Origin of the sequence: Pseudomonas fragi, from assembly GCF_025426255.1 — a bacterium.
In the GTDB taxonomy this organism is placed as follows: domain Bacteria; phylum Pseudomonadota; class Gammaproteobacteria; order Pseudomonadales; family Pseudomonadaceae; genus Aquipseudomonas; species Aquipseudomonas kulmbachensis.
The window spans coordinates 4108967-4131871 of the sequence record NZ_CP104861.1 but is presented as its reverse complement, the minus strand read 5'-3'; the positions used below and the strand labels follow the sequence as shown (position 1 = coordinate 4131871).

17 protein-coding genes are annotated in these 22905 nt (G+C 59.1%); 4 read left to right on the top strand and 13 right to left on the bottom strand.

From position 1 onward, the window contains the following. Positions 1-5: 5 nt before the first annotated feature. On the top strand, positions 6-3071 hold the full coding sequence (locus tag N7D90_RS19155) for an efflux RND transporter permease subunit (protein WP_261739468.1): 3066 nt from the start codon (positions 6-8) through the stop codon (positions 3069-3071). Positions 3072-3222: 151 nt separating this feature from the next. Here N7D90_RS19155 and N7D90_RS19150 read toward each other — a convergent pair whose 3' ends face one another. Genes N7D90_RS19150 through plsB form a run of 3 tightly spaced genes read right to left on the bottom strand, consistent with a single transcriptional unit; the run spans position 3223 to position 6849 of the window. Continuing rightward, positions 3223-3912, bottom strand: coding sequence for a DUF4197 domain-containing protein (locus N7D90_RS19150; protein ID WP_261739467.1), 690 nt, complete (start codon positions 3910-3912; stop codon positions 3223-3225). Positions 3913-3927: 15 nt separating this feature from the next. Then, positions 3928-4326 carry a YbaY family lipoprotein gene (locus N7D90_RS19145; protein ID WP_261739466.1) on the bottom strand — a complete coding sequence of 133 codons (399 nt, stop codon included), beginning with the start codon at positions 4324-4326 and terminating at the stop codon, positions 3928-3930. Positions 4327-4338: 12 nt separating this feature from the next. Next, complete coding sequence (gene plsB / locus N7D90_RS19140; RefSeq protein WP_261739465.1) at positions 4339-6849, bottom strand: glycerol-3-phosphate 1-O-acyltransferase PlsB; 2511 nt, start codon at positions 6847-6849, stop codon at positions 4339-4341. Between the two features lie 240 nt (positions 6850-7089). Here plsB and N7D90_RS19135 point away from each other — a divergent pair, with 240 nt between their 5' ends. Further along, entirely contained in the window at positions 7090-7299 is a 210-nt protein-coding gene (locus N7D90_RS19135; RefSeq protein WP_261739464.1) for a cold-shock protein, read from the top strand. 160 nt (positions 7300-7459) lie between these two features. Here the strand turns inward: N7D90_RS19135 and N7D90_RS19130 are convergent, their stop codons facing one another. From N7D90_RS19130 to N7D90_RS19115, 4 genes are all read right to left on the bottom strand, one after another. Next, entirely contained in the window at positions 7460-7837 is a 378-nt protein-coding gene (locus tag N7D90_RS19130) for a hypothetical protein (RefSeq protein ID WP_261739463.1), read from the bottom strand. A gap of 80 nt (positions 7838-7917) precedes the next feature. Then, on the bottom strand, positions 7918-8727 hold the full coding sequence (locus N7D90_RS19125; protein ID WP_261739462.1) for a putative RNA methyltransferase: 810 nt from the start codon (positions 8725-8727) through the stop codon (positions 7918-7920). Beyond that, positions 8727-9878 carry a succinyl-diaminopimelate desuccinylase gene (gene dapE, locus N7D90_RS19120; RefSeq protein WP_261739461.1) on the bottom strand — a complete coding sequence of 384 codons (1152 nt, stop codon included), beginning with the start codon at positions 9876-9878 and terminating at the stop codon, positions 8727-8729. Before dapE ends, N7D90_RS19125 begins: the two co-directional genes overlap by 1 nt. A gap of 107 nt (positions 9879-9985) precedes the next feature. Next, the gene (locus N7D90_RS19115) at positions 9986-12577 is read right to left on the bottom strand and encodes a glycosyltransferase (protein ID WP_261739460.1); all 2592 of its coding nucleotides are present in this window, start codon (positions 12575-12577) and stop codon (positions 9986-9988) included. Positions 12578-12853: 276 nt separating this feature from the next. Between N7D90_RS19115 and tcdA the strand changes: the two genes are divergently transcribed. Next, positions 12854-13672, top strand: a complete 819-nt coding sequence (gene tcdA / locus N7D90_RS19110) for a tRNA cyclic N6-threonylcarbamoyladenosine(37) synthase TcdA (protein ID WP_261739459.1) — start codon at positions 12854-12856, stop codon at positions 13670-13672. 121 nt (positions 13673-13793) lie between these two features. Here the strand turns inward: tcdA and N7D90_RS19105 are convergent, their stop codons facing one another. Genes N7D90_RS19105 through N7D90_RS19090 form a run of 4 tightly spaced genes read right to left on the bottom strand, consistent with a single transcriptional unit; the run spans position 13794 to position 16836 of the window. Continuing rightward, positions 13794-14198, bottom strand: a complete 405-nt coding sequence (locus tag N7D90_RS19105; RefSeq protein WP_261739458.1) for a SufE family protein — start codon at positions 14196-14198, stop codon at positions 13794-13796. Next, the gene (locus N7D90_RS19100) at positions 14195-15400 is read right to left on the bottom strand and encodes an aminotransferase class V-fold PLP-dependent enzyme (RefSeq protein WP_261739457.1); all 1206 of its coding nucleotides are present in this window, start codon (positions 15398-15400) and stop codon (positions 14195-14197) included. Before N7D90_RS19100 ends, N7D90_RS19105 begins: the two co-directional genes overlap by 4 nt. Positions 15401-15457: 57 nt before the next feature. Further along, on the bottom strand, positions 15458-16492 hold the full coding sequence (dapD, locus tag N7D90_RS19095) for a 2,3,4,5-tetrahydropyridine-2,6-dicarboxylate N-succinyltransferase (protein ID WP_261739456.1): 1035 nt from the start codon (positions 16490-16492) through the stop codon (positions 15458-15460). Positions 16493-16527: 35 nt separating this feature from the next. Continuing rightward, positions 16528-16836, bottom strand: a complete 309-nt coding sequence (locus N7D90_RS19090) for an arsenate reductase (protein WP_228795906.1) — start codon at positions 16834-16836, stop codon at positions 16528-16530. Between the two features lie 283 nt (positions 16837-17119). On the opposite strand from N7D90_RS19090, the gene N7D90_RS19085 reads away from it, so the two are divergent. Continuing rightward, on the top strand, positions 17120-18760 hold the full coding sequence (locus N7D90_RS19085; protein WP_261739455.1) for a Na+/H+ antiporter: 1641 nt from the start codon (positions 17120-17122) through the stop codon (positions 18758-18760). 175 nt (positions 18761-18935) lie between these two features. On the opposite strand, the gene dapC is transcribed toward N7D90_RS19085, so the two are convergent. Next, positions 18936-20135, bottom strand: a complete 1200-nt coding sequence (dapC, locus tag N7D90_RS19080; RefSeq protein ID WP_261739454.1) for a succinyldiaminopimelate transaminase — start codon at positions 20133-20135, stop codon at positions 18936-18938. Positions 20136-20161: 26 nt separating this feature from the next. Then, a complete protein-coding gene (locus N7D90_RS19075; RefSeq protein WP_261739453.1) occupies positions 20162-22864 on the bottom strand; it encodes a [protein-PII] uridylyltransferase in 2703 nt (900 codons plus the stop codon). Positions 22865-22905 lie beyond the last annotated feature (41 nt).

Below are 22905 nucleotides of genomic sequence, written 5' to 3'. Positions count from 1 at the left end.
TCCCCATGGGTTTTAACCTTTCCGCATGGGCGTTGCGCAATCGCCAAATCGTACTGTTCCTGATGCTTTTGCTGGCAATTGTCGGCGGGCTTTCTTACACCAAATTAGGCCAAAGCGAAGACCCGCCGTTTACCTTCAAAGCCATGGTGATTCGAACCCTGTGGCCGGGTGCCACGGCTGAAGAAGTCTCGCGCCAAGTCACTGAGCGTATTGAAAAGAAACTGATGGAGACGGGCGAATACGAACGGATTGTCTCGTTTTCGCGCCCTGGTGAGTCGCAAGTGACCTTTATGGCACGCGACTCGATGCACTCAAACCAGATTCCGGAGTTGTGGTACCAGGTCCGCAAAAAGATCAGTGACATCCGTTACACCTTGCCGCCGGATGTGCAGGGGCCGTTTTTCAATGATGAGTTCGGCACCACCTTCGGCAATATCTACAGTTTAAGCGGCGAAGGTTACGACTACGCAGTGCTCAAGGACTACGCCGATCGCATCCAGATCCAACTGCAACGGGTCAAGGATGTAGGCAAGGTCGAGCTACTGGGGCTGCAGGACGAAAAAATCTGGATCGAGCTTTCCAACCTCAAGCTCGCAACCCTGGGCTTGCCGCTGGCGGCGGTGCAAAAGGCACTTGAAGAGCAAAATGCGGTATCGACTGCGGGCTTCTTCGAAACCCCGGCCGAACGTGTGCAATTGCGCGTCAGCGGTAATTTCAAAACGGTCGAAGAGATCGAACATTTCCCGATTCGCGTAGGTGAGCGCACCTTGCGGATCAGCGATGTGGCCGATGTGCGTCGTGGCTTTAATGACCCACCTGCGCCGCGTATACGCTTTATGGGCCAGGACGCAATTGGTCTGGCTGTAGCGATGAAAGATGGCGGCGATATTCTGGTGCTGGGCAAGGCGCTGGACACCGAGTTTGAACGAATCCAGAAGCATCTCCCGGCCGGCATGCAATTGGGCAAGGTCTCTGATCAGCCTGCGGCGGTGAAAACCAGCGTTGGCGAATTTGTGCAGGTGCTGGTGGAAGCACTGGTTATTGTGTTGCTGGTGAGTTTTTTCTCGCTGGGTATACGCACTGGCATGGTGGTGGCGCTGGCCATTCCGCTGGTGCTGGCAATGACCTTTGCCGCTATGCATTACTTCGGCATCGGGCTGCATAAAATCTCCCTGGGTGCTCTGGTGCTGGCGCTGGGCCTGTTGGTGGACGACGCGATCATTGCCGTGGAAATGATGGCGATCAAAATGGAGCAGGGCTACGACCGGCTCAAGGCGGCGAGCTTTGCCTGGACCAGCACTGCGTTCCCGATGCTCACCGGTACGCTGATTACCGCTGCGGGTTTCTTGCCGATTGCCATGGCGCAGTCGAGCACGGGCGAATACACCCGCTCGATTTTTCAGGTGGTGACCATTGCCCTGCTGGCGTCGTGGGTTGCGGCAGTAGTGTTTGTGCCGTACCTGGGGGCGCTGTTGTTGCCGGATCTGGCGAAGATCCATGCCGCCAAGCACGGCACCGGAGCTGGCGTGCCTGACCCCTATGCGACACCGTTTTACCAGCGGGTTCGACGGCTGGTGGAGTGGTGCGTGACGCGGCGCAAAACCGTGATAGCACTGACCGTGCTGCTGTTCCTGGGGTCGGTAGTGTTGTTCAAATTCGTCCCTCAGCAGTTCTTTCCGGCGTCCAGCCGTCTGGAGCTGATGGTCGATATGAAACTGGCCGAAGGCGCTTCGTTGAGCAACACCACCGATCAGGTCAAACAGCTCGAAGCGCTGCTCAAGGATCACCCTGGGATCGCCAACTACGTGGCCTATGCCGGGACCGGCTCGCCACGTTTTTACCTGCCACTGGATCAGCAGTTGCCTGCGGCCAGCTTCGCCCAGTTTGTAGTGCTGGCCAAGACCATCGAGGACCGCGAAAACCTGCGCACCTGGTTGATTAGCACCCTTAACGAGCAGTTTCCGACAATACGGTCGCGGGTCACGCGCCTGGAGAACGGCCCGCCTGTGGGCTATCCGGTGCAGTTCCGGGTCACCGGTGAGCATATCGAAGAGGTAAGGGCACTGGCGCGCAAGGTGGCGGCCAAGGTTCGCGACAACCCTTATGTGGTGAACGTGCACCTGGACTGGGAAGAACCGAGCAAAGTGGTGTACCTCAATGTCGATCAGGACCGTGCTCGGGCCTTGGGTGTGAGCACGGCCAACCTGTCGCGCTTTTTGCAAAGCACCTTGCTTGGCTCAACCGTCAGTCAGTACCGCGAAGACAACGAGTTGATCGAGATTCTGCTGCGCGGCACGCCTCACGAACGCACTGAACTGTCATTGCTGCCGAGCCTGGCAGTGCCGACCGACAATGGCCAGAGCGTGGCCCTGTCGCAAATAGCGACCCTGGAATATGGCTTTGAAGAGGGCATTATCTGGCACCGCAACCGCCTGCCGACCGTGACCGTGCGTGCGGACATTTATGGCAAGGAGCAACCCGCAACTTTGGTACAGCAGATTTTGCCGACCCTTGAAGATGTACGCGCCGAGTTGCCGGATGGTTACTTGCTGGAAGTGGGCGGCACCGTTGAAGACTCCACCCGTGGTCAGGACTCGGTGAAAGCCGGTGTGCCGCTGTTTATCGTGGTGGTGCTGACGTTGTTGATGGTGCAGCTGCGCAGCTTCTCGCGCATGGTGATGGTGTTTCTGACGGCGCCGTTGGGCTTGATCGGTGTGACGCTGTTCCTGCTGCTGTTCGGCAAGCCATTCGGCTTTGTGGCGATGCTGGGCACCATTGCGCTGTCGGGGATGATCATGCGCAACTCGGTGATCCTGGTGGATCAGATCGAGCAGGACAAAGCGGCGGGGCTGGACCCGTGGCGGGCGATTATTGAAGCGACGGTGCGGCGTTTTCGCCCGATTGTGCTGACCGCGCTGGCGGCGGTGCTGGCAATGATCCCGCTGTCACGCAGCGTGTTCTTCGGCCCGATGGCGGTGGCCATCATGGGCGGGCTGATCGTGGCGACTGCGCTGACCCTGCTGTTTTTGCCGGCTTTGTATGCGGCGTGGTTCAAGGTGAGGAAGGTTTAAAGGCAAAAGCCCCTCACCCCAACCCTCTCCCCGAGGGTGAGGGGGCCGATTGGGGGATATTGGAGCGCCACAGCAGTCTGAAGATACTGCACTGAATCCGACAACAGCTCGGTCAGTCCCCTCTCCCTCCGGGAGGGGGCTAGGGTTGCTCTTAAAGCGTCCCAAACACCTTCTTGGCCAAACTGGTAGCTGCTGCTGCCGGGTTCTGGCGGATGGTTTCTTCCTGTTTGCCGATCATTTCGAACAAGCCATCCAGGGCTTTTTCGGTCACGTAGCTTTCGATATTGGCGCTTTTGGCGTCCACCACACCCAGCGTGGCTGCTTGCCCTGCGAATGCGTTGTACTGCTGGGCCAGACCAACCTTGTCCGTGGCGGCTTTGACGATTGGCAGGAACTTGGCGCGGATCTGTTCGCGGCTGCTTTTGTTCAGGTACTGGGTGGCTGAGTCCTGGCCTCCGGTGAGGATGCCCTTGGCATCTGCCACGCTCATGTTTTTCACCGCATTCACCAACAACACTTGGGCTTGTGGCACGGCCGCTTCTGCGGCCTTGTTCATGCTGGTTTCAAGTTGGTCGACCTGAGCGCCCATGCCGAATTGCTTCATCTTTTTCGCGACTTTACCGAGGTTGCCCGGCAACTCGATCTTGACCTCGGGGTTGTTGCTGAAACCACCGGGGGTACCCAGTTGCTTGACCGCAATCTGTGCACCTTGGGTCAGGGCGTCTTTAAGGCCGCCAGTGGCATCGCTTTGCGACAGATCGCTCAACGACAACGCCAGCGCGTTGGCCGAAATCAGCAGGCCTGCGCACAGGCCCGCGAAACGTAGAGAAGGACGCAGCATGGGGTAACTCCTTGATTAGCGAACCTGATCCACACGCAAACGGATCGGTTGCAGGGTTTTTGCATTCAGGTCGACGCTGTTGCGCTCAGTGCTGATAAACAGCAACTGGCCATTCTCTTCAATCCGCGCACTCACCGCATAGGTATGGCCGGGCTTGACCTGCGCCGGGTCATAAGTCAGGTGGAACGGTAGTGGCACCTGACCGTTGATTTGGCCACTTTGCTTGGCAAGCGTTACCGCCGGAGCGTCGGCCAGCGAGACATCCTGCAAGCTCACTTCCAGTGTAGCCGTAGGCGGCAGGGCAATACGTTGCAGGTAAAACACTTCACCGTCGAGGGACGCTTGCGGGGCTGAGGTCATGGAACTACAGGCTCCGAGCAGGGCTGTGAGGCTGAGTAAAAGTACTTTTTTCATGGGGAGCTCCTATCAAGATGTTTTTTCGAGCGAAAGCGGCGGCTGCTCTTGTGGGTCTTCGCTGCGGTGCAAGGCAACCTGGCGAATCGACAAGCGAATTTCGGCCGGCAATACACGTTTGGCGGCGCCTTCGGCCAGTTCGCCGAGCAGTTCGTGGTAGCTCAACTTACCGCTGGCATCGCGGCGCAGTACGTCTTCTTCAAGCAATGTCTGGATAAAGTGGCGGAACAGGCTCTTGTCGAAAAACTCGGGAGCGTTGAGCCCGTGCAGGATCGACAGCCGTTGGGCCATCATGGTGCACAAGTCTTCCAGTTCTTCGGCGCTCAAGGTGTTCTGACCACTGTTGAGCAGCAAGGATATGGCCATGTAGAAGCGTTGCAGGGTTTGCGCAATGCTCCTGGACAACAGGGTCAGCAGTACAAAATGCCGCGAACTTGGCGCCGGGCGCAGGTACACGCCGTTTTCGAAGCGCAACAAGCCTTGTTCGACAAAAGCCTCGAGCCACTGGTCGACCACACCGTCGAGTTCTTGCGTTGACCAGCGGATAAACAACTCCGATTGCAGGTACGGATACAGTGCGTGGGTGTAGCGCAGGATCTGTTCGCGGCTCATGCGCGAGGCGCTTTGGAAGAAGCTGGCCAGCAACGAAGGCAATGCAAAAATATGCAGCACGTTGTTGCGGTAATAGGTCATCAGGACTGCGTTCTGCTCATCCAGATAAAGGATTTTGCCCAGCGCATCGCTTTGCTCGGCGAGCAGGTTCATGTCTTTCACATGGTTGATCAGCGCCCGGCCGTCGCCTTCGGGCAAGGTGGTGTGCGGCGAGTAGGGTACGCGGCGCAGCAGGGCCAGATACAGATCCAGCACCCGCGCCATAGCCTGTTCGTCCAGTGCCAGTCGGGTGGTGGAAAGCAGGGCCAGCGCCACCAGGTTTACCGGGTTGATGGCTGCCGCTTCATTCAAATGCTGAGCAACCTTTTCAGCCAGGCGATTGGTGGTTGGGCTCAACCATTCCGGGCGATACAGCGGCGCCAGTTCCTGCTGGCGCCAGCCCGGTTGCTCTTGTTCAAGAAACTCGGCGAGTTTGATCGGTTCACCAAAGTTGACCGCGACCTGACCGAACTTCTGTTTTTTAAGGGCGCCAATTACTTTGAAAATATCGAAAATCGATTCTTTCTTCTTGCTCGCACCGCGCAATTCGCCCAAGTAGGTACGACCCTCGAGTACGCGCTCGTAGCCGATGTACACCGGTACAAACACAATCGGTGTACGCGATGAACGCAAGAAGCTGCGTACGGTGATGGCCAGCATTCCGGTTTTCGGTTGCAGCATGCGCCCGGTGCGGGAGCGACCGCCTTCGACGAAGTACTCCACCGGGAAACCCTTGGTGAACAAGGTATGCATGTATTCGTTGAACACCGAGGTGTACAGCGGGTTGCCCTTGAAGGTGCGGCGCATGAAAAAAGCCCCGCCCCGACGCAGCAGGCGGCCCAGTACCGGCATGTTCAGGTTGATCCCGGCGGCGACATGCGGCGGGGTCAGACCATTGCGAAACAGCAGGTAGGACAGCAGCAGGTAGTCGATATGGCTACGGTGGCACGGCACGTAAATAATTTCGTGGCCTTGGGCGACCTTTTGCACGCTCTCGATATGGTTGACCTTGACCCCGTCATAAATCTTGTTCCAGAACCAGCTCAGGAGCACTTCGAAAAAACGGATCGCGGTGTAGGTGTAGTCGGATGCGATTTCATTGGCGTAGCGCAGCGCCTGGGCTCGGGCCTTGTCCGGCGAGATGTTCTCGCGCTCGGCTTCATCGAGGATCGCCTGGCGCACGGCAGGCTCGTTGACCAGGCCCTTGACCAGGTTGCGACGGTGCGACAGATCGGGGCCGATGGTGGCGGTTTTCAGGTTGCGAAAGTGCACCCGCAAAATGCGTTGGGCCATGCGCACGGTGCGTTCGTGGCCTTTGTTGAGGTCGATCAGTTCGCGCAAATGAATCGGTGCCGAGAACTGCACGCGGGTTTTGCGGCCCAGTATCAGGATCCGCAGCATGCGGCGCAGGCGCCCGGTCACTGCCCAGCTGTCGGCAAACAGTAGCTTCCAGGGGCTCGATTCGCTGTCCGGGGACTGGCCCCAAAACACGCTGACTGGAATGATTTGCGCATCTTCGCCCGGATTGTGGGTCAGGCCGTCGACCAGACGGGTCAACACCGGCGGTGCCCCGCGCTTGTCCTGACGGCCCAGCCAGTCTGGCTCGGGGGTCAGGTAAAAGAAGGCGGCAGGCTCAATCATCTCGCCCACGGCGACCGGCAATACCGGGCGCGGCAGACCGGCCTTGGAACATTCGGTGTCGACCACGGCCAGTTCGGTCAGCGAAGGCGATTGCAACACATAGAACACCGGTCGGCTGCGATCCAGGTTCAGGGAAAGGGAAGACTGATTAATCGTCTCCGAGCGCACCCACAGGTACAGCAAGCGACGCAGGGCGCCAAATACAAGGCGGCGGAACGGGGAGGGGGTCATACGGCTTCTGCGTTAGTGGATTAAACGAGTGTTTACTCGGTCGGGTAGTTTGCCGTATCTCCGGAAAATCGGCAAAAAAGCGGCGAACTAATATTGATTGAGTGTTTTTTTGCCTGACTTATACTCGGTGTTCTTTCGCGATTGTGCGTAAGACCGAATCTTCAAAGATCAGCGTTAAACGATAGTTCTCAAAGGGCCAATTAACGAGCCCGATCAATAATAAAAAGGGGGAAAGGTTCCATGACAACGCGCGTAACAGGCAATGTGAAGTGGTTCAACGATGCCAAGGGCTACGGCTTTATTCAGTGTGAAAACGGGGCTGATGTGTTTGTGCATTACCGCGCTATTCGCGGTGAAGGCCATCGCAGTCTGGCTGAAGGCCAGCAGGTCGAATACACCCAGGTCACCGGTGACAAGGGCTTGCAGGCCGAGGATGTAGTGGGGTTGTAACGCCAGCCTTGCAGCAGCTGCCGTAGGAACGAGGCTGCGTTCGGCGGCGTAGCCGTCGTAAAGTCAGGCCACGCGCAGGCTCAGATAAGCTGCGCGCTCACGTTCTACGACGGCTTCGCCGCCGAACGCAGCCTCGTTCCTTCGGCAGCTGCTACGGCACTCAGGAACCAGTTTTCCAGGTGATTTCTTCCTGGCCGTCTTCGCTGATACGAATCCAGCGGTCGGCGTCGGCCTCGCCCTGTTCTTCGACCCAGCTACCCGGCGCGCAACGTACTTCCACGTTCAGCGCTTTAAAGGCTGCATGGGCGCAAGTGATGTCGTCTTCCCACGGCGTTTTATCGCTGTCCAGATACAGGCTGTTCCATTTGCCGACGGCTTTTGGCATCCAGGTAACGGGTACGTCGCCTGCGGTGCACTTCCAGGTTTCGCCTTTCTTTTTCCATTCCGTGCACGGGCCCAGCACTTTCGCGAGCCAGGCTTCGACGTCTTTGTAAGTGACCGCTTCTTTCAGGTAAATCTCGATATCGGGTTGGCGCATGGATGTCCTCACTGTGGGTCTGAAAAATCCACTCGCGGATTAATCGGATCAAGGGCGTATGCCCCTGACCGTAAAGTTGGTTATTGAAGAACGAAGTAATCGTAGCGCATCGAAACCGTCACCACTAAAGGCTCGGGGTGTTCGATGACCTGGGCCCGACGCTCGGCGCTGGCGCGCCAGCCATGGGGGGTCATGGCCAGCAGGTTGGCGCGATCCTGGGGTTCGCTCAAGCTGAGTGTGAACTCCAGGGTTTCGCTGTGTTGCAACTGCATGCCTTCGGGCACCAGGGCCAGGTGTTTGTCGTCGGCATAGTCGCGTACTTCGTCGTACAGCCGTTCGCGCAATTGCATCAAATGCCCGCGGGTTGGGCCGATACGCATCAGGCCGCCGCCCGGGGTCAGCAGGCGCTTGGCTTCGAGCCAATCCAGCGGGCTGAATACGCTGGCCAAAAACTGGCAACTGGCGTCGGCCATAGGCACGCGGGCCATGCTGGCGATCAACCAGGTCAGTTGCGGGTTGCGTTTGCAGGCGCGCTTGACCGCTTCGCGGGAGATATCCAGCGCGTAGCCATCCGCGTTGGGCAGCGCCTCGGCGATTTGCGCGGTGTAGTAACCCTCGCCACAGCCGATGTCGAGCCAGCGTTGCGGTGCGCGTTCGGCTGCCAATTCCGCCAGGCGTTTGGCCACCGGTGCGTAATGGCCAGCGTTGAGAAAGTCGCGGCGGGCCTCGACCATGGCCTGGTTGTCGCCAGGGTCGCGGCTGTTTTTGTGTTGCACTGCCAGCAGGTTCAAATAACCCTGGCGGGCACGGTCAAAGCTATGCCCGGCTGGGCAGGCCACGCCATTGTCGACCGCATGCAGCGGCTCGGAGCAGATTGGGCAGGCAAGCATCAGGCGAGCAACTTGATCAGGGTCTGGTAGTAGATTTCGGTCAGCACATCAAGATCGCTGGCAAGAACCCGTTCGTTGACCTGGTGAATGGTCGCGTTGACCGGCCCCAGCTCTACAACTTGCGTGCCCAGGGTGGCGATAAAGCGCCCATCGGACGTGCCGCCGCTGGTGGAGGCTTTGGTTTCGCGGCCGGTCACCTGCTTGATGCTCGACGATACCGCGTCCAGCAGAGCGCCTGGCTCGGTCAGGAATGGCAGCCCGGACAGCGCCCACTCGATGTGCCAGTCCAGACCGTGCTTGTCCAGAATGTCCGCCACGCGTTTTTGCAGGCCTTCAACGGTGGATTCGGTCGAGAAGCGGAAGTTGAACACCGCTACCAGATCACCGGGGATCACGTTGGTCGCGCCAGTACCGGAGTTGAGGTTGGAAATCTGGAAGCTGGTCGGCGGGAAAAAGGTGTTGCCGTTGTCCCAGTGCTCGGCGGCCAGTTCGGTCAGTGCGGGTACTGCGAGATGAATCGGATTCTTGGCCAGATGCGGGTAGGCCACATGGCCTTGCACACCGCGCACGGTGAGCTTGGCGCCCAGCGAGCCGCGCCGGCCGTTTTTAACCACGTCACCCACCAGCGTGGTGCTCGACGGTTCGCCGACGATGCACCAGTCCAGACGTTCGTTGCGGGCAGCGAAACGCTCAATCACCGCCTTGGTGCCGTGATGGGCCGGGCCTTCTTCGTCGCTGGTAATCAGAAATGCGACCGAACCCTTGTGGTCCGGGTAGTCGGCGACGAAGCGCTCAGCAGCCACCAGCATGGCTGCCAGGCTGCCTTTCATATCGGCAGCACCACGACCACAAAGCATGCCGTGCTCATCGATCAGCGCATCAAACGGGTCGTTTTGCCAGGCTTGCACCGGGCCGGTCGGCACTACGTCGGTGTGACCGGCGAAGCACAGTACCGGGCCTTCGTGTTTGCCGTGGGTGGCCCAGAAGTTGTCGACGTCTTCGATGCGCATCGGCTCAAGCTTGAAGCCTGCATCGCCCAGGCGCTGCATCATCAGCTTCTGGCAGTCGGCATCGATCGGCGTCACGGATGGGCGACGGATCAGATCGCAGGCAAGTTGCAGGGTCGGCGAAAGGTCGGCGTGGGCCGTCATGGTATGGACTCCGAAGCGGGACAGGTGCGGGGCGGCACGGCACAAAAGGGCGGTTATCTTAAAGCAAAACGGCGACCAGAGGCCGCCGTTTAGTGGTTGCAGTCAATTTATGCAGCAGGTTGTTCTTCTGCTTCTTCGACCGGTTTGGGCAACGAAGACATAAAGGCCATGATCAACGCCGCCAGATACGGCAGCGATTGCACCAGCAGCATCACCACCCAGAAACGCATGTCGTTGCTTGGCAGGCCTTGTACCAGGAAGATCCCCAGCGCAGCGCCCCAAAGCAGCAGCATGATGAACACTTCTTCGCGGGCTTCCGAGATCGCGACCCAAAAGCCGTGGTTATCGGCGTTTTTAGGTGTACGGAAGAACGGAATGCTGGTGGTGAAGAACCCGTAGAGCACCGCTTTGGCGATGGTATGGGACAACGCCAGCCCGGCCAGAGCCGCGGCAAATGCATCCTTGAGGTTAACCCCCACTGCACGACGGTACAGGAAGATGATCTTGCCAACCTTGAACACAAACAGTGCCAATGGCGGGATAGCGAAAATCAGCAGCGGCGGATCGACCCGCGTCGGCACAATAATCATTGCCGCCGACCACAACAGGGCACCCACGGTGAAGAAGATGTTCATGCCATCGGCCACCCACGGCAACCAGCCCGCAAGGAAGTGATAGCGCTGACCACGGGTCAGTTCCGTGTCTTTGCCGCGTAGCAGGCTGGAGGTGTGACGCTTGATAATCTGAATCGCACCGTAGGCCCAGCGGAACCGCTGTTTCTTGAAGTCGATAAAGGTGTCAGGCATCAGGCCCTTGCCGTAGCTATTGTGCGAATAAGCTGCTGAATAACCTTTTTCGAACACGCGCAGGCCCAGCTCGGCGTCTTCACAGATGCACCAGTCCGCCCAGCCGAGCTCTTCGAGCACGGAGCGTCGGGTCATGGTCATGGTGCCGTGCTGAATGATCGCGTCACGGTCGTTGCGGGTGACCATACCGATATGGAAGAAGCCCTTGTATTCCGAGTAGCAGAGCTTCTTGAACTTGCTTTCGTTCTGGTCGCGGTAGTCCTGGGGCGATTGCACGATGGCGATTTTCGGGTCGGCAAAGTGCGGCACCATGTGCTTGAGCCAGTTGCGGTCCACGCAGTAATCGGAGTCGATCACCGCGATCACTTCGGCATCCGGCGCGGTGTGCGGGATCAGGTAGTTCAACGCGCCGCCCTTGAAGCCAGCCAGAGGCGCGACGTGGAAGAACTTGAAGCGTGGGCCGAGGGTGGCGCAGTAGTCGCGCACCGGCTCCCAGACCGCCGGGTCCTTGGTGTTGTTGTCGATGATCAACACTTCGAAATCGGGATAGTCGAGGTTCGCGAGGGCGTCGAGGGTCTGTTTGACCATCTCCGGCGGCTCGTTGTAGCACGGCACATGGATCGAGACTTTCGGGCGATAGGCATCGTCGGCTTCGACCGGTAAAAATTCCCGTCGCCGTTTGTGCGTCCATACCGCCTCGGCCAGTTCATGGGCCTCGGTAAGCAGGACGATAAACACCCCGAGTGCACCCAATCCGAGCAAGAAGCCCACGGTCAGGCTAAACCAGGTGCTGTATTGCTGGCTGTAGTCGTAACCGATCCAGACCAGCACCGACCCGCACAGGAACGCGGTAAAGGTCAGGAAGGTTCGGCCACGCTGGCGCAAGGCCGAACCGTCGATCAGCAGCAGTGCCAGCGACAGCAGGCCCATGACCACTGAGCCAATTGCCAGCACGCGCCACTGTGGAATCGCGACCACCGGGCCTTCAAAGTTGAATTTTTGCTGACGAGCAGCGTTGTACACGCCCCAGTACGCGCCCACCGAGCCTTCATCGCTGGCCTTCCACGGCTGGTCGAAGGCTTCGATCACAAAGTAGTTGTAACCGCGACGGTTCAGGGTGTTGACCAGTGTACGCAGGTAAATCGCCTGGTCGGCCGGAGTGGCATCAGCGCCACCGCGCATGCGGCCATTGCTCGGCCAGCCAACCTCCGACAGCAGCAGTGGTTTTTTCGGGAACATCTTTTTCAGGTCGCGAGCACGGTCCAGTACAAACTGCCCCGCCTCGTCCACCGGGATAAATTCCCAGTACGGCAGAATGTGCGCGGCGATCAGGTCAACGTGCTTGGCCAGTTGCGGGTATTTCTCCCAGATATGCCATTGCTCGGACGTAGTGACCGGTACCTTGACTGCAGCGCGAACCCGATCCAGCAACACGATCAGGTCTTCAGGGGTGATTTCTTCGCGGAACAGGGCTTCGTTACCCACCACAACCCGCACCACGCTGCGCGAGTTATTGGCCAGTTCGATGGCTCTCTGGATTTCGCGTTCGTTGCGCTCCAGATCAGGGCTGATCCAGATCCCGATGGTCACGCGCAAACCGAATTCTTCCGCCAGCTTGGGGATATCACCCAAGGTGCCGTCGACCGAGTAGGTCCGAATGTTGTCGGTCAGCTTGCTCATGATTTCCAGATCGCGACGCATTTCATCGTCGGTCGGGTATTGGTCTTTCTGCGGGTACTGGCCTTGCTGGAACGGCGAGTACGAAAAGCCGGAGATTTGCTCGGGCCAGTTCGGTGCAGAAACCGGGCGATTAATCAGCGCCCAGAAGCCTGTGAACAGGGCGGCGATGGCCAATACCACCACCAGGTTGAGTCCAAATTTACGCGATGACATAACTATTTCGGGTTCCAAAGGGAGTGGAACGAAGATCGCTCGGCGGGTGCCAAACGGCGCGCATCCTACACTGTGCTCTGACCCATCGTATAGCTGACGGAATTGGGTCTGGCATTTGGCAGTTGCAGCCGACTTAAGTTCTTTCTTTATTACTTGTAGCTCTTATCTCTCTACTCAGAAGGCTATTAAAGCAGGCTTGGTCGCCTAGCCTGTAGGAAAGATACTCAATGCAATGTAAGCCCCCTATAATGCGCGCCGGTTTTTGGGGTGTTGGTCATGAGTACAGAAGATCCACGTTTTGCCGGTGTAGCCCGGTTATATGGGCTGGAAGGCCTTGAGCGACTGAAGGCGGCGCATGTGGCGATCGTCGGTGTGGGCGGTGTCGGGTCGTGGGCGGCAGAAGCGATTGCGCGATGTGGCGTCGGCGAAATTTCGCTGTTTGACCTGGATGATGTTTGCGTCAGCAACAGCAATCGGCAGTTGCACGCCTTGAGCACGACCGTTGGTCGGGACAAGGTCGAAGTCATGGCCGAGCGTCTGCGTCAGATCAACCCGGATTGTGTGGTCCACGAAGTGGCGGATTTCGTAACGCGCGAAACCATGGCCGAGTACATCACCCCCAATATTGATTGTGTGATCGACTGCATCGACAGCGTGAATGCCAAGGCCGCACTGATTGCCTGGTGCAAGCGCCGCAAGATTCAGATCATCACAACTGGCGGCGCGGGCGGGCAAATCGACCCGACGCTGATTCAGGTTTGCGACTTGAACCGTACGTTCAATGACCCGCTGGCCTCGAAAGTGCGTTCGACCTTGCGCCGCGATTACGGTTTTTCTCGCACCATGACCCGCCATTACAGCGTGCCATGCGTGTTCTCCACCGAGCAGCTGCGCTATCCCAAGCCTGATGGCAGCATCTGCTTGCAGAAGAGTTTCGTCGGCGATGGGGTGAAGCTGGATTGCGCAGGTGGTTTTGGCGCGGTGATGATGGTGACGGCGACTTTCGGTATGGTGGCGGCCACCAAGGCAGTGGACAAGATCGTGGCTGGGGTCAGGCGACCTTCGGAGCGGGTGAAGCCTGCACCACAGGAATAAGGCTCGCCTAGGACCTGACCTGTGGAAGCGGGCTTGCTCGCGATAGTATCGGCGCGGTTTTTCAGATGAACCGAATCGCCCGCTTCGCGATCAAGCCCGCTCCCACAGAGGGCGGCAATGGCTAGCCTGCCAGTTCCCGCATCCTCACCAACACTGCATTCAGCCCATTGCTACGCGATGGCGACAGTTGGCGACTCAGGCCCAGTTGGTTGAACCACTCGGGCAGGTCGACCTGCTGCAGCGCTTGCGTCGATAACCCGTTCACCCGCGCCAACAGCAACGCCACCAACCCGCGAATCAGTCGCGCCTCGCTGCTGGCAGCAAATTGCCAATGGCCATCTACTTGCTCACCCACCAGCCACATCAGGCTTTCACAGCCATGCACGCGATTGGCGTCGGTTTTGTCGGCATCGTTCAGTTCCGGCAAACGCTGGCCCCATTGCATCAGCAGGCGTGCACGCTGCTCCCAGCCGGAGCAATGCTCAAAACTATCGAGTGCAGCCTGTGCGTCGGCGGGCAGGGTCATTGCAGTAGCTCCAGCGCCTGATCGAGCGCGACGAAGAAACGCTCGAGGTCTTCAGAATCGTTGTACAGCGCCAGCGAGACACGGATGGCGCCTGCCAGACCAAAACCTTTCAGCAGTGGCATGGCGCAGTGGTGCCCGGCGCGTACGGCAATCCCCTGTTCGGTGAGCAAGTGCGCCAAGTCGGCGTTGTGCACGCCCTCGACCACGAAGCTGACCAGCGCCAGTTGCGGCGACCCCAGCAGGCGAATGCCCTGACGCTGTTTCAAACCTTCGACCAGTAGCGCATGCAGTGCCGCTTCGTGGGCCTCAACCGCTGCCTGATCAAGGTTGGCCAGATAGTTGAGGGTGGCGCCCAGCGCAATCACGCTGGCAATCGGCGGGGTGCCCGCTTCAAAGCCCAGCGGTGCCGGACGAAATGTGGCGTGCTGGTAGTCGGCGTCTTGCACCATCTCGCCGCCAAACTGCCAGTGCTGCAGGCGGGCCAGTGCTTCGTGGCGACCGAACAGTACACCCAGCCCGTCGGGGCCGTAGAGCTTGTGGCTGGAAAACACATAGAAGTCGCAGCCCAGCACTTGCACGTCATGGCGACCATGCACGACGCCCTGTGCGCCATCGACCACTGTCAGTGCATCGTGGGCCTTGGCCATTGCCAGCAACGCGGGCAGGGGTTGCCACACGCCGAGCACGTTGGACAGTTGGCTCACGGCCAGCAGGCGGGTACGCGGGGTGATCAGGCGTGCCGCGGCATCGAGGTCGATCACGCCGTCGGCATCCAGAGGCAATACCACCAGAGTCAGTTTTTTGCGCTGTGCAAGCTGTTGCCACGGCAGCAGGTTGGCGTGGTGTTCCAGAGCGCTGATAACAATTTCATCGCCCGGATTGAATTGGTGCTCCAGGCCATAGGCCAGAAGGTTCAGCGCCGAGGTGGCGCCGTGGGTGAAAACAATTTGCCCGCACTCGCCAGCATTGAGCCATTGCGTCACTTTGTGGCGGGTGTTTTCAAATGCCTGAGTCGCGTGGGCACCCGGCAAATGCTGGGCCCGGTGCACATTGGCTGCGCCATTGGCGTAGTAATGCGTCAGTGCGTCGAGCAGGGCTTGGGGTTTTTGTGTGGTTGCAGCGTTGTCCAGATAGGTCTGGTCCTGACGTTGCAAGGCGGCGATGGCAGGGAAGTCAGCGCGCCAAGGAGAAGGCAAAAGCATGGTGTTGGGCTCTGTCGACGAAGCCAGAGACTGGCCCCGTCAGTTGCAGATAAACGCTTAGTTGTGAGCGTGCAGTGCTTCGTTCAGCTCGATGGCCGACTTGTGGGTTTTGCATTCCACAGCGCCAGTTTGCGAGTTGCGACGGAACAGCAGGTCAGGCTGGCCGGCCAGATCACGGGCTTTGAGCACTTTGACCAGTTGGTTGTTTTCATCCAGCAGGGCCACTTTGGTGCCAGCGGTCAGGTACAGGCCGGACTCGACGGTGTTGCGGTCGCCCAACGGGATACCGATACCGGCGTTGGCGCCGATCAGGCAGCCTTCGCCAACCTTGATCACGATGTTGCCACCGCCCGACAAAGTACCCATGGTCGAGCAGCCGCCGCCCAGGTCCGAACCCTTGCCGACGAATACGCCAGCCGAGACACGACCTTCGATCATGCCCGGGCCTTCGGTGCCCGCGTTGAAGTTGACGAAACCTTCGTGCATCACGGTGGTGCCTTCGCCAACGTAAGCGCCCAGGCGAATACGTGCCGCGTCAGCGATACGCACGCCAGCCGGAACCACGTAGTCGGTCATTTTCGGGAACTTGTCGACCGAGAACACTTCCAGCAGTTCGCCACGCAGGCGCGCTTCGAGTTGACGCTCTGCCAGCTCGCCCAGGTCGATGGCGCCTTGGGTGGTCCATGCCACGTTTGGCAGCAGCGGGAACACACCGGCCAGGTTCAGGCCATGCGGCTTGACCAGGCGATGGGACAGCAAGTGCAGCTTGAGGTAAGCCTCAGGCGTGGAGGTCAGGGTGGCGTCTTCGGCCAGCAGGGTTGCGACCAGTGGCTTGTGGCTTTCGGCCAGACGGGTCAGCAGGGCTGCTTGAGCAGCGTCGAGCGGCTTAACGGCTTCAGCCATTTGTGCGGCTTGAGCGGTGGTAAAGGTGATTGCCTGATTGCCGCCGGTGTAGCCCAGGATTGGGGCTACGGCTGCGATCAGCTCGGCCGATGGATTGATCAGGGGTTGTGCGTAGAACACTTCCAGCCATGCGCCTTGACGGTTTTGGGTGCCGACGCCGAAGGCTGCGCTGAACAGGGTAGTAGACATGCAATTACCTCTTACAAAAATAAATGGGCGGTCGTTTAAAGAAGCGCCGCCGCATAAAGATCAGGCTTGAAGCCAATCAGGGTTTTGTCCCCGAGATCCAGCACCGGGCGCTTGATCATCGAGGGTTGGGCGAGCATCAGTTCAATGGCTTTGGCTTGGTCGAGATCGGCTTTGCGTTCGTCGTCGAGCTTGCGAAAGGTTGTACCGGCGCGATTGAGCACCACTTGCCAGCCGTGCTCGTTGCACCACTGGGTCAGGTGTTCACGGTCAATGCCGCTGCTTTTGTAGTCATGGAAGTCGTAGCGCACTGCATGTTCATCCAGCCAGGTGCGAGCCTTTTTCATGGTATCGCAGGCTTTGATGCCGAAAAGGTGCAACGTCTTGCTTGAATCGTTCACGGAAATTGCCCCTCCTTTGGAGATGCTGTAAATGAGCAGTCGAGGATTATGCCATGGGTCGCGTGCTTGGGCGTGGATGGCTTGAGCATCGCACGCTCTTGTGACATGTCGTCGCACTGCGACTTATGTTCAGACTCAAGATTTGTCGCTAGCGGCTACTATGACCTGCAATGCAAAAATGTTGCTAGCTGTGTCTAGTAGAAGCTGAAAGTTTGGGAACCTTGTAGATATGCAAACCGCCTATACCGTACTCATCCTGCTAATGCTGGTGAGTGTCTCGCGTCTGTTGGGGCGCTTGATTCCCTTGCCTTTGCCGTTGGTGCAGATAGCTGCAGGTGCCGTGTTGGCCTGGCCGACTCTGGGCCTGCATGTGGCTCTGGACCCTGAATTGTTTCTGTTTCTGTTCTTGCCGCCGTTGCTGTTCTCGGATGGCTGGCGCATGCCAAAACGTGAGTTCTGGCGCCTGCGTGGGCCGATTCTGACGCTGGCCGTAGGCCTGGTGCTGTTTACGGTAGTGGGTGCCGGTTATTTCATTCACTGGTTGCTGCCGACCATTCCGTTGCCTGTGGCGTTTGCCCTGGCTGCGGTGTTGTCGCCCACCGATGCGGTAGCGGTGTCGGCCATCGCGCAAAACCGGTTGCCAGCGCCCTTGATGCATATGCTTCAAGGCGAGGCGTTGATGAATGACGCAACGGGTCTGGTCACGTTCAAGTTCGCACTGGTAGCGGCCATTACCGGGGTGTTTTCCTTGGCCAACGCCAGCCTGACTTTTGTCCTGGTGGCTTGCGGTGGGCTGGCCATCGGCGTGGCCTTGAGCTGGTTGGTGGGGCGCTTGCGTTCGTGGATGATCGCCCGTGGCTGGGATGACCCGGCGACTCATGTGGTGTTCATGTTGCTGCTGCCCTTTGCCGCCTATGTGTTGGCTGAACGTTTGGGGGCGTCGGGGATTTTGTCGGCCGTAGCCGCAGGCATGATGCAGAGCTGGCTGGACTTGCTGCCGCGTCAGACCAGCACCCGGTTGCTTAATCGCAGTGTGTGGTCGCTGCTGGAGTTTGCGTTTAACGGTCTGATCTTCTTGTTGCTGGGCCTGCAACTGCCGGACATCATCAAAGCCGTAGTCCACCTTGAACCAACCCTGTGGCCGGCTTTGATGTACCGCTGTCTGGACGTAGTCGCGATTTTTCTGGTGTTGTTGGCGCTGCGTTTTATCTGGGTGCAGAGCATCTGGCGCCTGTCCGGCCTGTTGCGTCGCTGGCGCGGTAAGGGCGAGCTGACAATGGTGCCGACCGCACGCTCCTGCTGGCTGCTGACCGTAGGCGGGGTGCGCGGGGCAGTGACGCTGGCGGGGGTGATGTCGATACCGCTGTTGCTGAACGAGGGATTGGATTTTCCTGAGCGTGACCTGCTGATCTTCATTGCGGCGGGGGTGATCTTGTTGTCGCTGGTGGCGGCCTGTATTGCGCTGCCCTTGTTGTTACGCGGCATCCAAAAAGGCCCGGACGATGCGATGCGCAATGAGGTGCGCGAGGCCTGGCGGCGTACGGCAGAAGCTGCGATTCACGCGCTGGAGGCTGAAGATGTGGTCGACGGGCCGCAGGATGCAGCACAGGCAGCCCTGGCGGCGGAACTGAAGGCGCGGATCATGTCGGAATACCGCCATCAGCTGGCGGTGTACAACGACTCGGCAGAGGCGCAGGCACTGGCTACGCAGATGGATCAGTTGGAAAGCCGATTGCGTCTCAAGGCGCTGCGGGCACAGCGGCTGGAGCTGTACAGCTTGCGTCGGCATCACGAAATCGGCGATGACGCGTTGGGTGAGATCCTCAAGGATCTGGACTTGAGCGAGGCGAATCTTGGGGCGGTGAAGTAACGGCTTGATAAAACCGTAGCAGCTGCCGAGGAACGAAGGCTGCGTTCGAGCGCGCAGCGGTCGTAAATCAGGCATATGCGGGTGTCACTGATAAACCGCATTTGCCGGACTTACGGCGGCTGCGCCGCCGGACGCAGCCTCGTTCCTTCGGCAGCTGCTACAGGGTCGCGAGGGGTTAGCGGCGGCGCTGGATAAAGTCGCGGATGCGCTCGGCGGCTTCCACGCACTCAGCCAGTGGTGCAACCAGTGCCATGCGCACGCGGCCTGCGCCGGGGTTGAAGCCGTCGACTTCGCGGGACAGGTATGAACCCGGAACCACGGTCACATGCTCTTCTGCGAACAGGTCGCGGCAGAATTCGGCGTCGTCGCCTTCAACCTTGGGCCACAGGTAAAAACCGCCATCCGGTCGCTGTACATCCAGTACCGGGGCCAGAATCTCCAGTACCGCATCGAACTTCTCGCGATACAGATCACGGTTGGTACGCACGTGAGCTTCGTCGTTCCAGGCGGCAATGCTGGCCAGTTGGGTCTGAACCGGCATGGCGCAGCCGTGGTAGGTGCGATACAGCAGAAATGCCTTGAGGATCTCTGCATCGCCCGCCACGAACCCAGAACGCAAGCCTGGCAGGTTCGAGCGCTTGGACAGGCTGTGGAACACCACGCAGCGTTTGAAATCTTCGCGGCCCAGTGCCACGCAAGCGCTGAGCAGGCCAACCGGCGGCGTTTGCTCGTCGAAGTACAGCTCGCTGTAGCATTCGTCGGCAGCGATCACGAAGTCGTATTCGTCGGCCAGTGCGATCAGTTTTTTCAAGGTGTCGAGCGGGATCAGTGCACCGGTAGGGTTGCCCGGCGAGCACAGGAACAGGATCTGGCAGCGCTTCCAAATGTCGGGCGTAACAGCGTCGAAATCCGGGTTGAAACCATGTTCGGCCAGGCAGGGCAGGTAGTGCGGCTGGGCGCCTGCAAGGAAGGCTGCGCCTTCATAGATCTGGTAGAACGGGTTCGGGCTGACGACCAGAGCATCGTCGCCACGGTTGACCACGGTTTGGGTGAAGGCGAACAAGGCTTCACGGGTGCCGTTGACCGGCAGGATGTTGCGCGCCGGATCGAGCCAGCCTTTTGGTACGTTGAAGCGACGCTCGGCCCAGCCAGCGATGGCTTCACGCAGCGCCGGGATGCCCAATGTGGTCGGGTAGACCGCCATCTGGTCGAGGTTGTCAGCCAGCGCCTTGGCCACGAAGTCCGGTGAGCGGTGTTTCGGTTCGCCAATCGACAGCGCAATCGGGCGTTTGTCGGCGTTGGGCTGCACGCTGCCAAGCAGGGCGCGCAGTTTCTCGAACGGGTAAGGCTGTAGCTGTTTTAGAGCGTTGTTCATGGGGTGCGGGTCTCACTCGGCGGCGGTTAGATGCTCAGGCGCCACGGTTCTGGGGTTGAGTCTTGGTTGACCGTCAGTTGTTCAACGATGGCGTCCTGCAAGCGCATGCATAACTGCGGGTCTGACAGCGGCTGGTTGTGTGCGTCGGTAATGAAAAATACGTCTTCGACCCGCTCTCCCAAAGTGGCGATCTTGGCATTTTGCAGTGACAGGTCGAACTCCAGGAAGATCATTCCGATCCGCGCCAGCAGGCCCGGGCGGTCAGGGGCGCTGAGCTCCAGTACGGTGACCGGGCGCTGGGCGTCGTTGTGGATCGTCACCTGGGGGGCGAATGCAAAGTGCTTGAGCTGGCGCGGCACGCGGCGCTGGATGATGGTCGGGTAGTCATCCGGGTTGCGCAGGGCTTCAGTCAGGCCCTTGCGGATTTTTTCAATGCGCGCCGGGTTGTTGCCGATCGAGCCGCCGTCGTTGTCGAGCACGATATAGGTGTCGAGGGTGAACTGGCTGCTGGACGTGATGATGCGCGCGTCATGGATGTTCAGGTTGAGTTGGTCCATGGCGGCCACGGTCACGGCGAAGAAGTCGTGCTGGTCAGGCGCATAGATGAAGATCTGCGTACCGCCCTCGAACTCGCGCTGGGTAGTTTCCTTGATCAGCACCAGGGGGCCGCCATCGGCAGGTTGTTGCAGGATGGCTTCGGTGTGCAGGGCTACGTCGGCCGAGGTGTGGCGCAAGAAGTAGTCGTCGCCCAGCTGCGACCAGAGTTGCTCCACGTCATCCTGATCGTTGCCGTTGCGCACCAGCGTATCCAGCGCAGCACTTTGGGTCTGGCGGATTTGCTCTTCGCGGTCTACCGGGTTTTCCAGGCCGCGACGCAAGGCGCGCTTGGTTTCGGTGTAGAGCTGGCGCAACAGGCTGGCGCGCCAGGAGTTCCACAGCGTCGGGTTGGTGGCGTTAATGTCGGCCACGGTCAGTACGTACAGGTAGTCGAGATGGGTCTCATCGCCCACGATCTGGGCAAAGTCATGGATGACCTGCGGATCGGACAGGTCCTTGCGCTGGGCGGTGGTCGACATGACCAAGTGGTTTTGCACCAGCCAGACAATCAGGCGGGTATCCCACTGCGGCAACTGGTGGCGAATACAGAACGCTTCGGCATCCACGGCGCCAATTTCTGAGTGATCGCCGTGCCGGCCCTTACCGATATCGTGGTACAGCCCGGCCAGATAAATCAGCTCGGGCTTGGGCAGCTTGGCCATTAGCTTGCTGGCCAGCGGGAATTTCTCTGACACTTGGGTGTATTGCAACTTACGCAGGTGCTTGATCAGGTTCAGGGTGTGCGCGTCGACCGTGTAAATGTGGAACAGGTCATGCTGCATTTGTCCGACGATAAAGCCGAACTCTGGCAGGTAGCGTCCGAGAATGCCGTATCGGTTCATCCGGCGCAGGTTGCGATGGATGCCGATCTTGCACTTGAACAACTCGATAAACAGGCTGGTGTTGCGAATGTCTTTACGGAATTCGTCGTCGATCAGATAACGGTGCTCCCGTAGCAGACGAATCGTGTCCGCGCGTACACCTTTGATTTCAGGGTGTTGGGCCATCAGCAGGAATATTTCGAGCATGGCGAACGGGGTGCGCTTGAACACGTAGTCACTGGTGGCTTCGATATAGCCATCGTGCAACTGGAAGCGTGAGTTCAACGGCGTTGGCGGCGCTTCGTCTTCGGGGGCGAGGATAATCTCTTCGAAGTGCTGGATGATCAGGTCGCTGAGCTGGGCAATGCTCATGACCACCCGGTAGTACTGCTGCATAAAGTTTTCGATGGTCTGCTTGGCATCTTCGCCGGTAAAACCGAGCAGTTCGCCGATGCTGCGCTGATGATCAAACAGCAGGCGGTCTTCAGAGCGGCCTGCGAGCATGTGCAGGGCGTAGCGCACCTTCCACAGGAACTCCTGGGAAGAGGCGAGCAGGGCGTGTTCGCTTTCCACCAGAAAGCCTTCGCCTGCCAGGGCGCGCAGATTCAGGGTCCCGTACTGGCGACGGGCTACCCACAAAAGGGTCTGGATATCGCGCAGGCCGCCAGGCGAGCCTTTGACGTTGGGTTCCAGGTTGTATTCGGTGTCGTTGTACTTGTGGTGACGGGCTTTTTGCTCTGCGCGCTTGGCCAGGAAAAAGTCCTTGCTGGGCCACATATGCGCGGTGCTGGTGACATCCAGCATGCGTTGGCGCAAATGCTCGGGGCCTGCCACGGTACGGCTTTCCATCAGGTTGGTGATGATGGTCAGGTCGGCGCGGGCCTGCTCGGCGCATTCCTCCACTGAGCGCACGCTCTGACCTACTTCCAGGCCAATGTCCCAAAGGAGTGTCAGAAAGCGTTCAATGGAGTCGCGGAAAACTTCGTGATCGGCGTTGTCCAGCAGGATCAGCAGATCGATGTCGGAGTAGGGGTGCAACTCGCCACGGCCGTAGCCGCCGACGGCGACCAGAGCAATGTCGGCCTGGTCGCTCCAGCTGAACTGATCCCAGGCCTGTTGCAGGATGTTATCGACGAACCATGCACGATCTTCGATCAAGCGGCGAATATCGCGCCCCCTTTTGAAGCGTTCGTCGAGCACCTCGCGTGCCTGGCGGATCGCCTTTTTGAAAGCGGCAATGGGGCTTGCCTTTAATGCCAGTTCGGCCTGGAACTGGCCACGGTCAAAAAGTTCTGGATCCACCTGCGGCATCGATTGGCATTCCTGTCGTGGGATTTGTTTCTGTTCAAACG